Raw genomic sequence first — 15973 nt, forward strand, 5'->3', positions numbered from 1 at the left:
TTTTTTGCCAATTTAAGGCGCCAAATAGGCAATTTAAGCAGGTTATTTCCAGTTAATAGAACGCGCTTATTTTGAAAAAAGTTTTGTATGCTAGAGGCGCTTACAGGGAGAAAGGGTAATGAGACGAGTTAGGTCCATTTAGAATGTAAGCCCACCCCTCTAGACTGGACGGTTGGTATGCTTCTCGCTACACTGTTTGTCATTCTCGGCATAAAGAGTAAGACCAATGAAAGACATGCGACAAGCTATGCTCGATGCAGGGTTTAGCCTTATTAATGAACATGGGTTCGCAGGCGTTGGCTTGATGACTTTTTAAGTGATGAGTCACTTTCTCGTCGTGACCGTGTAAAAGCCTATTTTGACTTTTGGTGCGCATCGAAACTGACTGAAGACTTCAATATCCAGTGTCTTGTCGTCAAACTCGCTGGTGAAGTATCAGGCTCAGAAAATCCATTGCAATCGACCATGGCGGAAGGAGCAGAGAAGATCATCCTACGTATGGCAAAGCTGTTCGAAGAAGGCAATCAAGCGGGTGATTTCGATATCGCAGAACCTGAAACGCTATCACGGACACTTTATGCTCTCTGGCTAGGATCAACCTTAATGGCGGCGATGCAAAGAAACCGTTCGATTCTCAACAGTGCGATGGAAGAGACTTTACTCGCACTGAGTTCAAAGGACTAATCAACGACAATGCTCAAAGGCTCGCATGTTCCGCGAGCTTTTTTATTCCTGGACTCAACGAACGCTTTGCTTCACTTTATCGACAGATAAATCACCTTGTGCGCGGCAGCATTCCATTAGCTTTCAAAAGGGTATTAAGTGTAGGGTCGATATGTTTGAAAAACTTAAGCCAACCTTCACACAGGTAATTTAACCCAGCCTCACCGTCACGACTGGTAATGATTCTGTTCTTAGGGCACTCACCATGGCATGCAAACTTAAACTCACAAGTTTGGCACTGTTTAGGGAGTGACTTTTGCTTCGCAAATCCAAAGGTTTGTTGAGCAGGTGAAAACGCCAATGTTGATAATGGCTTGTCGTGGATATTGCCCAACTTGAATTCTGGGTAAACATAATGGTCGCATGAATACACATCGCCATTGGGTTCAACCGCTAACCCTTTGCCACAGATTTCACTCAAGGTGCACATGGTGCTGCCTCTTCCCATCCAAACACCGACAAAATTTTCAAAGTAAGGGATAAGTACTCGACCAAAATCATACTCGAACCACTCATCAAAAACGGCTTTAAGAAACTCTCCCCACTGTAAAGAACTAACACTCCAATATTCGACCTCTCCCGAAACCGGAATAATCGCTTGCTGGTTACTCAACCATTTATTGTTAGAGTGAGCCTCGCGCTTATCTACGACAGGGATGAACTGAAGCTGTTTGGATCCAACTTCGTCACGCAGAAAACGATAAACTTCTAACGGGTGTTGGCTCGTTACATCGTTCACACAGGTCAAGGTTGCAAACTCAACACTGTGCTTCTTTAAACAATCAATTCCTCGCATGGTTTGAGAGAAGGTCCCCTTGCCCGCTCGGTTGGTGCGGTAGTGATTATGCAAATGCTCGGGGCCATCAATGCTCACACCAATAATGAAGTGGTTCTTCTTGAAAAAATCACACCACTCGTCATTGAGTAAAGTGCCGTTAGTTTGCAGGTCGTTACTAATTTTGCTGTAGCTTGGGCAATACTTGTTTTGCAGTTCGACCACCTTTCTAAAGTACTCAATCCCCAGTAAGGTAGGCTCACCACCATGCCAAGAGAAGATAATTTCTGAAGTGTTTTGGCCTTCGATGTACTGCTTGATATACCGCTCTAGCAGTTCCTCATCCATCACATATTGAGTGCCCTTCGGGTATTCAAGCAGCTGTTGCTTTTCCAAGTAATAACAGTAGGAGCAACTGATATTGCACACCGCCCCAATCGGTTTTGCCAACGCTTGAAGCTTGCTGTGTGCTTTACCGTTGAATTGAGGAATAGCGCTTAGATTTGATAATGATAGTGCCGTCATGAAAAGTACCTCGATGTAAAAGTTATTGTATTTGCTAAAACAATCAGTAGTTCCTTTACACGGTATCTAGCGGCCAACTCAGCTTTACCGCGCTAAGTTGGCCAACTGATTCATTTCCTCTATTTCACGTTCTCAAACGGGTTCCACGCTTCATCAACGGGCACAATATTTTGTGCTTTTTCGTACTCTTGATACTCAGCGACCATCTCATGGAACAGATCGGGCAATTGCTCTCTTAAGTCGTGCTGTTCGGCAGGATCTTTCTTGGTGTTGTATAGATGCCACTCGCTATCACCACCCATGCCGGTAGAGATTCGAATGATCTTATAATCACCTTTCAGCAAAATTCCGCTGCCAAACAGTTCGAACGGAATCGAGTTATCTGAGCTGTGAACCTTTGGTGTCTCTCCTTTGAAGTAAGGCACTAAGCTCACACCACTCATAGGTGCCACTTCTCGACCTTGATACTCTGTTCCTGGATGCTCGACATCAGCAATTTCAAGAATGGTGGCTGCGATGTCTTTAACTTGTGACAAGTCATCGGTTTGAGTGCCCGGCTCTAATGCTTGCTCTCCCTCTAAGACGGCTTTCGCAGGTTTAACAATGAACGGAACTCGGATACCACCTTCCGCGGTATAGGCTTTATACCAAGACAAGCCACCGGTAGACGCACTCGCCCACTCAGGACCAAGTGACACACTAGAGTTTGCTTTACCTAAATTTTCAGTTGAGTTATCAAAGTGATGCGCCGTCCAAGTTCGAATCAGATCACTGATGTTTTCACCGGTAATATCTGCAGCTTCTGGGCCGTTATCTGCCAGATACATGATGTAGGTGTTGTCGTATTCCCCGATCTCTTTTAGGTAATCGACAATCTGGCCAACTTGCTGGTCTTGCATTTCCATCATGCCCATCGCCACAGCCATTTTCTTGCCGTACCATTTTTGCTCTTTCTCAGAGAGTGAATCCCAAGGACGGCTTAATGAATTACGACCTGAAATATCCGCACCTTTAGGAATCACGCCCATCTCTTTCATACGTTGAAAACGGTCTTCTCGAACCGAGTCCCAACCATGCTCGACGTAATAATCAACCTTGTCTTGATATGCGGATTCTGGTGCTTGCAGTGGAAGATGAATTCCGGTGAATGGGACGTAGGCAAAGAAAGGCTTGCCGTCGTCTTTTTTGCTGTCGATCATCTTGATGATCTCGCTGGTATAAACCTGATCTGAGTATTCACCTTTATATTTATCTTCGACGACTTCACCATTACGGTATGTTGGCTCAACTTCAACGCCTGGAATTTCACCTTTTTGAAGCGCATCGGCTGTCGCTGCATTTTTGGCAGGAAACATCATGTCGCGGTTAAAGTGATTCGATCCGCCAGCTAAAATGCCATAACTTTCCGAGAAACCTCGGTCATCAGGCAAGAAGCCATCTTCATGACCTAAGTGCCATTTACCCGATAAGTAGGTGTTATAGCCATTGTCTTTAAGTAACGTAGCTACTGTTACGCCCTTTTTGGTGAGATAACCTTCATAGCCGGGCTTGCCAATTGCCCCCGGATACACAGCATAATCAAAGGTGCCTAAACCAACCTCGTGACTATTGGCACCGGTAAGCATCATTGAACGCGTTACTGATGAGGTTGGTGAAGCGTGAAAGTTAGTGAATTTCACCCCCTCTTCAGCCAACGCCATCAAGTTAGGTGTATCGACTTCTGAGCCATAAGGCTGGGTATCTGCAAAGCCCACATCATCACCAACAATAACCACAATATTCGGTTTTTCAGATTCGGCGGCAAAGGCTGCACTGCTTGCTGCTGCCATTGCGGTGAACAGCACGGATTTCTTGAATGTCTGCATAAGACGTTCTCCAATTTCTATGATTAACTTTTTCTACGATTAACCTTTTTGTGATTAACCTGAGCTAGGATTTGAATTAGTGCGCGGCTTGGGACATCCAATGTAATAAGTCGAGCGCAGGGTCATAATCTTGAGCGGCTGCCATACCAATCCAGGTGACAGCTTCCGCTTGGCTCACTTCAACGCCACTACCAGAGAAATACATCAGGCCAAGCTGAGTTTGAGCTTCAGGGCTACCTTTACTCGCGGCGGTCTCGAACCATTGAGCAGCTTTATCATCGTTCTGCTCGACGCCCTCTCCGCTCAGGTATAAATAAGCGACAGAGAGCTGGGCATCCAATTGCCCTTGGTAAGCTTGATCCAACAGTTGCACGACATCTTGATGCTGCTGCGATTGAACCATAGTGGCCTGGTTCTTAGAGCTTTCGCTTCCAACGCTTGCTTTGGCAAAAAACACAGCAGCCAAAACACCGGTCAGAATCACGGTAGTTAAACGTTTATTGATCATTTATTTCCTCCTCGGGAATAAAAGTCACAACGTCCCTGTTGAATGGTTTAGGTGAAAATCAGGAATGGCGCGATGATGCACAAGCTAGACAGCAATACGTTTTCAATTTTCATAATTGGCTCTCGAGTAATAGTTGTGAGTGAATCAAGGACTGAACTAAATGGTCATAAAATTCAGTCAATTAAAACAAAGACTTAAATCGCTTTCTCAATGATGGTTTCAATCGCCTGTTTCGAGATTGGGTAGAACTGAAAGCAGATGTCTTTTTCAATCGCTTCCGCAATGTTGCTCTTCTCTTGCTCATCAAAGTCCCAGCTGCTGAAACGCTTCATCGCACCGACGCGGGTTTGGAAGTTGTTTAAAAAATCCAACACTCTCTGGTAAACCATCTCATCGGTTCCCGTCGTGTCGACCGAGAAAGCTTGAGCTAACTTCGTCGCATTCGGTATATAGAATTCCGGCAGAGCTTCAATCACAACCGGCATCAGTACCGTGTTAGCATCGCCATGTGGAATGTGACTAATCGCACCAAAAGCGTGAGCACAGTTATGAATCGGAATACCGCCCAATGAAGAGTAGAACGCAGAGATCGCCATGGTGCTAGCTTGAAGAAGATTGCCGCGTGCCGTGAGATTTTCAGGTTCCTCAAGTGCCACGGGTAAGTTTTCAACAATCAATTTTGCCGCTTGGATACCGTAAGCATCGGTAAAAGAGTTGCTCATTGGCGAAACAATCGCTTCAACCGCATGTGTAAGTGCATCCATCGCAGTGGAACGAGTAAGGTGAGCGGGTAATTTAGTCGTAACCGTTGGATCAAGAATCGCAATGTCAGCTTCTAAACCAGACGCCACCAAACTTGCCTTAATGTTTTCATGCTCGTTGTAAAAAACAGCAATCGGAGAAGCTTCTGCGCCCGTGCCTGCTGTTGTTGGTACCGCAATGTGAGGCACTCGAATGTCTTCGTTATTTGGCCACACTTCCATAAAGCCACCGCCGGCAATCACAGTGCGGATATTATCAATCTGTTTATGAAGTGCGTATTTCACGCCTTTCGAAGCATCAATCACACTACCGCCACCGACTGACAAAATAGCGTCTGCATTCAAGTTATTCGCAAACTCAATTGCAGAGTTAATGTTGTCGCACGTCGCATCCGGAGCAATGTCGGTATATACGCCGACGAGTTGCGCAGCATCTTGGCTAGCTTCCGGATTAACAAACAGTGCCGAGAATTGCTCAACAAAGCCCAACGATTCCAAGCCCTTATCAGAAAAAAGCACGACTCGCTTCGCACCCAATCGAGCAAACAGAGACGGAATATTTTCGATACCGTTCTCCTGAGCGTGAACAATGGTTTTCAGTTGAAAATTAAAATTATTGGCTGTCATGGTGGTTACCTCATTTCTAGTTGATGACTAAACAATAACCAATACAGACCGGTCGGTCTAGAGTGTAAATGTCAAAGATATGTCAATTAAGATCCTTGAAGATCATTTCGCACATACAAAAAAACCCGCAAATGCGGGCTTAGGAATATTTGATTCAATGAGTTAAACAACCGAGGTTAACGCAAGTGAGCGGGCACCTTGGTTTTATCTCGATTGAGGTAGTAGTAGAGATAAACCAAAGAGTAGATGGTTACAAACGCGTCAAGCGCAAACACACCACTCCAACCATAGAACCACTCATAGTCATTAATACAAACGTTGTATAAGAAGATGCCAACAAACATCGACTTCTCAAACGCGCTGTAAATCATGGTCGAAGTACGTAATGACTTGTACTTGGCAGAGAACATCAATAGCACGCCAATACAACCAACCATGACACCCCAGTGCTGATAAGTACCTAACAGATACTCTTTGTTTTCCATCATGGTCTCGTTGTAGGAAAACAGCGTCTGCATACTCCAGTCCGGTGCCAAAAAAGTCGAAAAAGCAGTAGCAGTCAACAATCCTGTGATCATCAAATACGACTTCATGGTTCTCTCAAAAAAACGTTCTAACATAAGTAACCTCTTAAACAATTTCTAAAATGAATAGCGGAATGTCAGGTGCGATTTACTTGCCTAGCATGTTCATCACAGCCGTCTTTAATTCGTTGTCTTCTTTTGAAAACAGATGCTTAACGCGATGATCTAAGCCGGTTTCCAATACTGTTTTAGCGTGAGAGAAGGTGATAAACCCTTCTTTGCCGTGATAATTGCCCTGCCCTGATTCGCCAATGCCACCAAACGGCGCATCGTCGACCGCCAAATGAAAGACACAGTCATTGATACACATACCTCCCGAATGCACTTGCTGCTTCACTTGAGACTGGAGGCTAGAGTTAAAGCTCATCAAGTACAGAGCTAAAGGTCTTGGTTTGCTATTGATGATCTGGAATGCTTCATCAATGTTTCGATAAGTGATCAACGGCAGTAACGGGCCAAAAATCTCTTCGTTCATCACTTTAGAAGACAAGCTGGGTTCAACGATCAAATGCGTCACTAATCGATGAGTATCTAAGTCCATAGCATCGTCATGGCACGCAACAATTCGTGTCCCTGCTTGCTGTTCGTCATTCAATAGGCCGACAATACGGTCACATTGGCGGGGGTTAATCAAAGAGGTCAAATTCTCGGAATAGATCCCTTCATCAAACAGCAGTTGGTACTGTTTTTTGTACTCAAGAATAAAGGCCTCGAGCTTATCTTCGGGAAGTAATACGTAATCCGGAGCAACGCATACTTGGCCGTTATTAAGGCTCTTGCCATAAATGATTCGCTCAACAGCAAGATCAACTGGCATGTCTTCGGCCACAATCACTGGCGACTTACCACCCAATTCAAGCGTGACAGGGGTTAACGCGTCAGCCGCAGACTTCATCACCTGACGCCCTACTTGAGTTGAACCCGTAAACAAAAGGTGGTCGAACGGCAGCGCAGAGAAAGCCGCAGCAACTTCAACTTCTCCTTCAACAAGGCAAACTTCATCAGAGTGGAATACCTCACCCAACAAGGCTTTCATTACTTTATTGGTTGCGGGAGTAAATTCACTCATCTTAATCATCACTCGATTGCCCGCAGCCAACGCTGAGATCAGCGGCCCTACAGACAACATGATAGGGAAATTCCACGGAGTAATAATTCCCACCACACCTTTTGGTTGATAAACCACTTCAACACGAGAAGTTGAAAGTAAAGGGCCGGAGTGGCGAATCGATGAAGTCGACCAATGAGGCAAACACTCAATGCTATGGTCGATGTTTCCCAGACAAGGAAGAATGTCGGCCATCAAGGTGTCTTGTCTGCTTCGGTGACCGTAGTCTTCACTGACCGCTGCACACAAATGGTCGGTGTAATCAATAAGTGCAGATTTCAGAGCTAATAACTGTTCAATTCTCACCGGTACCGTTGGCATCGGATCATTTGCAAAAGCTTCCTGCATTTTCTTCAACGTCGCTGTCATTTGTGTTGCCGTCAATTCATGTTTCATACGTCACCTCATCGTTGGGAGATGCACACAATAGCACAAAACAAACCGGTCGGTCTAGGTGTTTTTTGTCAGAGAATCGTTAATGCTAGTTGATGTAAGTAAATAAGTTGTTTGCAATTAGGGAACAAAATCCGAGTAATTTGAATAGACAACAGCCAGACAGCACAACTAAATGTAGCATCAGAAAGTCACCAAGACTTAGGGTGTTACGTACAAAAAAAGAGGCGAACTGCATAACAGTTCACCTCTTTCTGTATGAAGTCGGGAGTATTACTACTCCCTAAAGAGCACACATTACCCTTAATTTTTATTACTTAACTATTACCAAGAATAGGACGCACCAACACCAGCTGAAAAGTTTACATCGTTACCTTTAGTACCCGAAACGTTACCGTTAAGAGTCCAGTTCTCAGTTAGTTTGTGAGCGTAGCCAACCGCGATTGCAGATTGATCACCTGCACCACCTAAACCAACACCGAACGCTGAAGAGTGACCGTAACCAATGTATGGACGAGCTGCTGTTACTGCTTGAGCTGTAGCCATAGTAGAGTCTAGATCTTCATATACATCATCAATACGAGAGTTAATCCCCGCGATTTGGCCTTCAAGTGCTTCGATGTTTGCTTCCATGGCGTGAGTTGATGCATCAGCTTGAGACTGAATGTAAGCAACTGCTTGGCCTTCACCTACTGAACCAGGTTCATGATGACTTGGCTCACCATCTTGTGGTGGTAGAACAATGTCTGGCGCCTTCGGTACAGATGGAGCAACGTTTGAAGGTGGGTTAATACCGACCTCACCGTTGTTCCCATTTGCAAACTCCTTACGCGCATGTTGCATTACCGCTTTGGCAGTTTCCATCTTACCTTGAAGCGTTTGACCTGCTTTTTCTAGACCAACAATTAGATCAGCATTGCCTACGCCACCATTTTCAGGAACACCAACTTCGCCTTGGTTCTTGAGATCATTAATCTGAGCTTGCAGGTCAGCGATAACCTTAGTCAGGTCTGCGTTCATGTTAGAAGCTGCATGTTGGATTTTACCTTTCGCCTCTTGATTATTAGCACGAAGCTCGCCTTCCATAACTGCGCGGGTATCTTTCAACCCTTGAATAAGAGCATCATTATTACCATTACCTGTCTCTGCCAAGTGGTCGATGCGTGCATTTATGTCTGTCAACTCTGCAGATAGTTCACTCTTCGCCATATTTGCGTAAGAATTGAAAGCTACTGTCGCGTTGCCTTTCGCAAGTTTCAGCTGCGTTTCTAACTCCGCTGCACCTGTGTCAACTTTCTCATTTAGCGCGTAGATATCACCTGAGTTCTGCTCAGTTAGAGACTTCATGTAAGCAAAACTATCGCCTAATTCTGTCTTCATATCTGCCGCTTCTGAAGCAAGTGCCACTNAGTGGTCGATGCGTGCATTTATRTCTGTCAACTCTGCAGATAGTTCACTCTTCGCCATATTTGCGTAAGAATTGAAAGCTACTGTCGCGTTGCCTTTCGCAAGTTTCAGCTGCGTTTCTAACTCCGCTGCACCTGTGTCAACTTTCTCATTTAGCGCGTAGATATCACCTGAGTTCTGCTCAGTTAGAGACTTCATGTAAGCAAAACTATCGCCYAGTTCMGTCTTAGCATCTTGTGCTTCAGCACGTAGAGCGGCTTCCATAACTGCRCGGGTATCTTTCAACCCTTGAATAAGAGCATCATTATTACCATTACCTGTCTCTGCCAAGTGGTCGATGCGTGCATTTATATCTGTCAACTCTGCAGATAGTTCACTCTTCGCCATATTTGCGTAAGAATTGAAAGCTACTGTCGCGTTGCCTTTCGCAAGTTTCAGCTGCGTTTCTAACTCCGCTGCACCTGTGTCAACTTTCTCATTTAGCGCGTAGATATCACCTGAGTTCTGCTCAGTTAGAGAYTTCATGTAAGCAAAACTATCGCCTAATTCTGTCTTCATATCTGCCGCTTCTGAAGCAAGTGCCACTTTGCTAGTGTCGAGCTTATCATTAGTTGCGACAGCCAGAGAATTGATGCCTTGCTTAGTTGCTTCTGCTAATCGCTCATCGTTCTTATCAGATGCAAGTGATAACGCAGTAATCAGGTTCGCTTGAGCATCCATCTGTTTTTGCATGTCTGAGAAAGTTGTCTGAAGATCTACTTTCATATCAACTGCTTCTTGATGTAATACAGCTTCTTTACCCGCGTAGTGCGCTTCCATGTCAATAAGAGCAGTAGTGGTTGCACTAGTTACGTCTTTGAATGCTTTAGTAACAGCTACCTTTGATTCATCAAATGCAATGGTAACTTCATCTTTCGCCACTGATAAACCAGACACGAGGTCCTCATGTTGAGTGTCTAATTGACCAACAACCTCTGTCATTGCAACTTTTGCACTTGTCAGGTCAGTGATCAATTTTTCTGAAGCAAGACGAATCCCTGTTTCTGAAGCATCAAACTTGGCTATTACATTTGTCTTGCTCATAGCAAGTTCAGAATCTAGGCGGCGGATGCCAGCAGTCAGGTTGTTAAGTTCATTCTGAACTTCGACTTTAGCCACCTTTAGGCCTTCGATTACATCCGTATTCTTAGCGTCAATTTCTGCGATCTTAGAGTCTAGTAGTTGTACTGAATCTTGAAGGGCAAGTTTAGCGTTAGACGCAGCATGGATCAGTTCTTGAGTGCCGTTATCAACTCGCTCATTCAGTGCATAGATATCACCAGAATTTTGCTCAGATAGAGACTTCATGTAGGCGAATGAATCGCCTAGTTCTGTCTTCATATCTGCCGCTTCTGAAGTAAGTGCGGCTTTACCAGCATCTAACTTGTCGCTAGTAGCAACTGCTAGTGCGTTAACACCTTGCTTAGTTGCCTCTGCTAGACGCTCGTCATTCGCATCGGACTCTGTAAATGCATTAACAATCAGATCTTTAGCGGTGTTGAACGCAGCTGACATATCAGCAAACGCAGTGTCGATACGATCTGTTGTTAGTTGGATGTTAGTAGCGTTATCTTTAGTCGCCATTGTGTTTTGGCGAACTACGGCGTCAGTTTCTTCGAAGCGGTCTTCGAGTGCATTTTTGTACTCTTGCGCTTTCTTCGCTTGGTCGAACTCAGTATCGTCCATACCATGCTCACCACCTTTTGAGCCATCTTTGGCTACACCAGATAGGTAGTCTAGTAGTGAAATCGTTGTAGGCTCACCATCAGCCGCATTTGGAACTTCGAATGAAATTTGAGCAAGTTGACGAGATAACTCTTCGTTAGTTTCTGCTGCGTCGACGATTTTTTGTGCTGCGTCAGCGCGTTCTTTGTCAGTTTCAGCAGTCATGTACTCTTTAATTACAGCGTCTGCTTCTGCTTGCTTATCTTCGTCTAAGCTATCGACGATCTCGTCGATTTCGCTAACTAACTCTTCACCAGAATCAACTACTCGCTCACCATCAATTGGATCTGTTTTAGGAAAGTGTTCGTCTGCAAGTTTCTGTTTTTTCTTATCGACAACGATGTCTTCAAAATCTTCAATCGGAGTACCTTCTTCACCACTTAGGTGACCATTACCCTGCATTTTTTCTAGTAGAGATTTCTGACCATCAATAGTGATAGAAGCAAGAACATCTAGTGCTTGTTGTTTCTCATCACCTTCTAGTTCTGAGACTTTAGACGCCACTTCTTCGTAGAAGCCACCAACGTGCTTGCTCCATTGGTTGTTGCGTTTATCGTTAACGATTTTCTCGAAATCTTCAGTCGGGATGGGGTTGCCGAAACGATCTTTCGCGATCTCACCAGTTTCTGGGTCAACCTCGAACATATCAGGGTAGTGCTCCAGGAACGCTTCGTTTTTGCCTAGGAACTTAATGATGTCGTCAGATGATGTTTCGTTACCGATCATCATACCTAGAACTGCCATCTTCTGCTCACGAGTTTCAGCCATAGCGTACATCGCTTTGTAGCCTTTCTTATCGTAAGGCGCAATGGTACCCATTAGTTCGTTTACTTTCTTAGCTGTTGAGCCGTCTTTAGGTGACTTCCATTTTGGTGGATCGATATTAGGAAAATGCTTGTCTGCAAGTTCTTGCTTTTTCTTATCAATAACGATGTCTTCAAAATCTTCAATCGGAGTACCTTCTTCACCACTTAGGTGACCATTACCCTGCATTTTTTCTAGCAGAGAACTCTTACCGTCGATAGTGATAGAAGCAAGGACGTCTAGTGCGTGTTGCTTTTCATCACCTTCAAGGTCTGAGACTTTAGACGCCACTTCTTCGTAGAGGCCACCAACATGCTTGCTCCATTGGTTGTTGCGTTTATCGTTAACGATTTTCTCGAAATCTTCAGTCGGGATGGGGTTGCCGAAACGATCTTTCGCGATCTCACCAGTTTCAGGGTTAACCTCGAACATATCAGGGTAGTGCTCCAGGAACGCTTCGTTTTTGCCTAGGAACTTAATGATGTCGTCAGATGATGTTTCGTTACCGATCATCATACCTAGAACTGCCATCTTCTGCTCACGAGTTTCAGCCATAGCGTACATCGCTTTGTAGCCCTTCTTATCGTAAGGCGCAATGGTACCCATTAGTTCTTTTACTTTCTTAGCTGTTGAGCCGTCTTTAGGAGATTCCCACTCAGGCGGGTTGAAACCTACTTCAGTATTCTTCTCGCGAAGTTTTTCTTCAATCAACTCATCTGAGTACTTTTCAGTTGGTGCCGGCACGTCATCGCCAGCCAAGTAACCGTTGTTTTGAAGTGTTTCAAGCAGAGATGCGCGCCCTTGAATTGATAGAGAATCAAGAAGATTGATTGCTTTTTGAAGGTCTTCACCTTCTAGTTTAGAGATGCGAGACTCAAGATCGCTGTAGAAAGAAGCAACTTGCTTAGTCCACTGTGCGTTACGTTTACCGTTAACTAGGTCTTCAAGTTCCTGTGTTGGTGTTGGGTTGCCTTGGTAATCAACTCCATCGAAAAACTCTGGGTACGCAGCAACAAAGTCCTCATTTTTAGCAAGAATCTTAAGAATGTCTGAATCGCTAGTTTCGTTTACGATCATCATCTTAACAACAGCAGCCTTATCGTCGCGGTTATCTGCCATCATGAACAGTGCTTTGTAACCTTGCATGTCATTTTTAGACACGTTACCCATTGCGTTCTTTAGAGTTTGTAATGTTTCTACAGGTGTTGGTTGAGCTACATTTACTGTTTGGCTATACGCGCTAACAGATAGGGATGCTACTGCAATTGCTAAGATTGATTTTTTCATTGTAACCTCAAAGAGATTGGAACAGGAGTTTTGTGTGCCTTTATTGGGTACCAAGTACCCTTAAGATGTGCGTACTATATACGCATAACATTGTGTACTCAATACCCAAAAATGACAAAATCTGATCTTTTTTTGAACTTTTTGATAAAAATGAAATAAATCAGTAGATTATTAATTCGACACTAAATTTAGAAATTAAGCAGTGTGTCTAAATAAGTTAGAGTTTTGAAATACCGAGTAGGTCCGTAACAGTTAAACCAAACAACACACGAATGAGATGGAGGGCATCTTCATTCGGTAATTTTTGCTCTAGTATTTGGCCTAAACCTACCACCCGGCTACTGCTCTCTCCCCCCTTTTTATAAGCTTGCATGATAAACATACGCATAATCATACGAAATTGATGATGCTGTAAACTTCTCTGCCATGAAGCCAAGAGCGTTTCTTTATTTGAAAAGTCGAGTCGTTGAATCAGGATAGGGAACACCTTACCCTTGATAGCGACGTCAAAATTCGCGTTACTAGGGTAGTAACCTTGAAGAGTGCTTTTGCGTAAGCCGGTTTCTTTACTTAGCCTGTCATAAGTGACGTGCTCCCACCCTTCATTGAGAAAGATTTCTAAGATAAGCGCATTGTAAGATTGAAAATTTTTCTCTCTCTGCGCCTTGGTAATTCGAGCCATAGTAAATCCTTATTTTTCTAAATAGCAGCGTGAGAGAGGTAAATAGCGCCCTCTTAATTGTGTAACAGGCATCGCAGATCTTTATGCCTCATGGAAGATTCGAGTAATGACCACGTTCTGATTAAATCACTTGATGCCAATAAACTTGAATAAGCCAACTGTTAGACACTGATTTTATTTAGGCGAACTTCACCAATCCAATCACCTATAATTTAGCTGATTCTTTATCCGTAAGAACAGAGTAAATTAAGCAACCTAGTTTGGTTTACGGTGTTGGTATTGTGGCAGTTACTCTCTCACGCAAAAATACACACCAGATGCAATAGCGCGCCTTCAAACCAAAAATATGCGTAACCAGTACGCATAATAACAACTAGACTAAGTCAATGTCATTAATTTTTCGCGGAAGCGTTTATTATGGGAGAGCACAACCAACCTGACAGAAAAACGGGACGTTACTTGTGACAAGTTATTTCGTTGATTTCACAGAGAGAAGCAATCACAAATGGTGATTTACCTATTTTTGGCGAATTACACCTTTACTAAGCATGTTTGCATGGTATTTTACTTCAAATAATGCGTACATAGGCACCTATAATTTAGGTGCAGCGATCCAACAGAGTAAAAGTAATAATCAATGGCAAGAATAACTGCAGATGAGAAAGCTCGAAAACAAGAAGAACTCAACAACATCATTCTTGATATTTTCTGGAATGAGGGCTTTCATGCTGTCACATACACTGAAATTGCTAAACGCTTTGGCACGACTAAGAGTGCGATACAACGTTACTTCCCTTCTAGTGATGACTTTCCTCTAGCCTGGCAGGGAAAGATCGGTCCAATCATGATGGGGAGCCTCGATTGGTCTTCAAAAGAGCAATTTGTTGATTCTTGGATGGCGGCACTCTCCAACGAAGAGGATATTCGATTTCGCCGTATCATGGAATTACTCTACATTGAGACCTCTAAGCCTCTGTCATCTCAACCAACTAAGCTCGGTGTCGAGCGTTTCACTAAGCAAATCATAAATTCTTTTGGTGATGATTCTGTCGCACATGAGGTATTTGGACGGACATTTTACTATTTATTAAACCGCTAGGTTGGAGTTGATGTTGGCTTTTCTTCTCAATACATACTTAAATAGAACGCTGTAATGGCTTAGCTGAACATAGACCTTCAGTAGTACAACTATTGTGGATCATTCACTGAAAAGCAGCCATCACACCTACGTTTTAGATTCAGGGTTGAAAAGTTAGCTTTAAAGTCATCGTCAAGTTGATGATCAAAAATGGCCGCTCAAGGCGACCATTCATTATCTCTTTAATTCATTGTTTTAAATGAAAAATTAGCTTTTCGCGATATTAGCAATACCTTCAAGCTGAAGAACTGGAGCGGCATCAATGTCTTCCGCGTTCATCATAGATGACACACGTTGCATCGAAGAAAGCAGCAAACTTTGCTCCCACGGCTCAAGATTTTGAAATTTGTTAACGAAGCTATCTTGCAGTGGTGGTGGAGCGTTGTTTAGCAGCTCTTGACCTTTCTCGGTTAAGTTTGCATGTACTTTACGACGGTCAGCAACACTACGGATACGTTGTACATAGCCATTCACCTCTAGACGATCAATGATCGTAGTGGTGGTCGCTTGGCTTACATTGGTGTGGTTAGACAGTTCTTTGATCGTCACGTTACCCATTTCTTGGATTGCTCTCATTAAGATTAATTGAGGGCCAGTCAAACCATACTCTTTACTCAGCTTCTTCGAATGTAAATCGATAGCGCGAATAATTTGGCGAATAGCGACCAGGATTTCGTCATGTTTGTCCAAGATGCAGACCTTTGTACTAATATACGGTGAATGTTTTCACAGTGCTCAAGCGACTCGAAACTCCAATTAATAGAGCCAAAGCTGCTCGGGAATTACACTGTAAATTGATAAATTACTTCATTAATTTTTCCGCATTGTACTGATGTTCATACTATTCTCAATCTTTTCTATGCCTCTGAGTTTGAACGTGACAACACTTTTGTACTTTGAGTACTGATATTCCGGTTTGAAGCGGCGAACCATCAAAGAAAAGTCGCGAACAAGAGAAAAATAAAAAGAGAGTAGAGTCAAATAGGTAGCGAGATTTCGCTACCTATTTGTCATTAAAATCG

The 15973-nt window shown here is 43.7% G+C and carries 10 protein-coding genes and 1 pseudogene; 2 read left to right on the plus strand and 9 right to left on the minus strand.

Going from position 1 to position 15973, the window contains the following annotated elements; all coding sequences use genetic code 11:
• Positions 1-226 precede the first annotated feature (226 nt).
• A pseudogene (locus L1D55_RS00495) lies at positions 227-684 on the plus strand (TetR family transcriptional regulator C-terminal domain-containing protein).
• A gap of 91 nt (positions 685-775) precedes the next feature.
• On the opposite strand, the gene L1D55_RS00500 reads toward L1D55_RS00495, so the two are convergent.
• From L1D55_RS00500 to L1D55_RS00535, 8 genes are all read right to left on the minus strand, one after another.
• Positions 776-2023, minus strand: a complete 1248-nt coding sequence (locus tag L1D55_RS00500) for an anaerobic sulfatase maturase (RefSeq protein ID WP_239915962.1) — start codon at positions 2021-2023, stop codon at positions 776-778.
• Positions 2024-2142: 119 nt separating this feature from the next.
• Complete coding sequence (locus L1D55_RS00505; RefSeq protein WP_239915963.1) at positions 2143-3888, minus strand: arylsulfatase; 1746 nt, start codon at positions 3886-3888, stop codon at positions 2143-2145.
• Between the two features lie 76 nt (positions 3889-3964).
• A complete protein-coding gene (locus tag L1D55_RS00510) occupies positions 3965-4396 on the minus strand; it encodes a tetratricopeptide repeat protein (protein ID WP_239915966.1) in 432 nt (143 codons plus the stop codon).
• Between the two features lie 194 nt (positions 4397-4590).
• Complete coding sequence (locus L1D55_RS00515; RefSeq protein WP_239915967.1) at positions 4591-5784, minus strand: iron-containing alcohol dehydrogenase; 1194 nt, start codon at positions 5782-5784, stop codon at positions 4591-4593.
• A gap of 176 nt (positions 5785-5960) precedes the next feature.
• Positions 5961-6404, minus strand: a complete 444-nt coding sequence (locus L1D55_RS00520) for a hypothetical protein (protein ID WP_215402626.1) — start codon at positions 6402-6404, stop codon at positions 5961-5963.
• A 52-nt stretch (positions 6405-6456) separates the two neighbouring features.
• Positions 6457-7872 carry a coniferyl aldehyde dehydrogenase gene (locus tag L1D55_RS00525; protein WP_239915969.1) on the minus strand — a complete coding sequence of 472 codons (1416 nt, stop codon included), beginning with the start codon at positions 7870-7872 and terminating at the stop codon, positions 6457-6459.
• Between the two features lie 321 nt (positions 7873-8193).
• Complete coding sequence (locus L1D55_RS00530) at positions 8194-13131, minus strand: YadA-like family protein (protein WP_239915973.1); 4938 nt, start codon at positions 13129-13131, stop codon at positions 8194-8196.
• 217 nt (positions 13132-13348) lie between these two features.
• On the minus strand, positions 13349-13813 hold the full coding sequence (locus L1D55_RS00535) for a hypothetical protein (protein WP_239915975.1): 465 nt from the start codon (positions 13811-13813) through the stop codon (positions 13349-13351).
• A 637-nt stretch (positions 13814-14450) separates the two neighbouring features.
• Here L1D55_RS00535 and L1D55_RS00540 point away from each other — a divergent pair.
• On the plus strand, positions 14451-14912 hold the full coding sequence (locus tag L1D55_RS00540; protein WP_239915976.1) for a TetR family transcriptional regulator: 462 nt from the start codon (positions 14451-14453) through the stop codon (positions 14910-14912).
• Between the two features lie 246 nt (positions 14913-15158).
• Here the strand turns inward: L1D55_RS00540 and L1D55_RS00545 are convergent, their stop codons facing one another.
• Positions 15159-15641: a MarR family winged helix-turn-helix transcriptional regulator gene (locus tag L1D55_RS00545; RefSeq protein WP_004736861.1), complete on the minus strand. Its 483-nt coding sequence runs from the start codon at positions 15639-15641 to the stop codon at positions 15159-15161.
• Positions 15642-15973: the final 332 nt, after the last annotated feature.

Origin of the sequence: Vibrio sp. Isolate22, from assembly GCF_022398115.1 — a bacterium.
In the GTDB taxonomy this organism is placed as follows: Bacteria; Pseudomonadota; Gammaproteobacteria; order Enterobacterales; family Vibrionaceae; genus Vibrio.

Coding starts and splice junctions, on each gene's coding strand:
- L1D55_RS00505 (WP_239915963.1), bottom strand. CDS start 3,888: ATGCAGACATTCAAGAAATCCGTGCTGTTCACCGCAATGGCAGCAGCA.
- L1D55_RS00535 (WP_239915975.1), bottom strand. CDS start 13,813: ATGGCTCGAATTACCAAGGCGCAGAGAGAGAAAAATTTTCAATCTTAC.
- L1D55_RS00515 (WP_239915967.1), bottom strand. CDS start 5,784: ATGACAGCCAATAATTTTAATTTTCAACTGAAAACCATTGTTCACGCT.
- L1D55_RS00525 (WP_239915969.1), bottom strand. CDS start 7,872: ATGAAACATGAATTGACGGCAACACAAATGACAGCGACGTTGAAGAAA.
- L1D55_RS00500 (WP_239915962.1), bottom strand. CDS start 2,023: ATGACGGCACTATCATTATCAAATCTAAGCGCTATTCCTCAATTCAAC.
- L1D55_RS00520 (WP_215402626.1), bottom strand. CDS start 6,404: ATGTTAGAACGTTTTTTTGAGAGAACCATGAAGTCGTATTTGATGATC.
- L1D55_RS00510 (WP_239915966.1), bottom strand. CDS start 4,396: ATGATCAATAAACGTTTAACTACCGTGATTCTGACCGGTGTTTTGGCT.
- L1D55_RS00540 (WP_239915976.1), top strand. CDS start 14,451: ATGGCAAGAATAACTGCAGATGAGAAAGCTCGAAAACAAGAAGAACTC.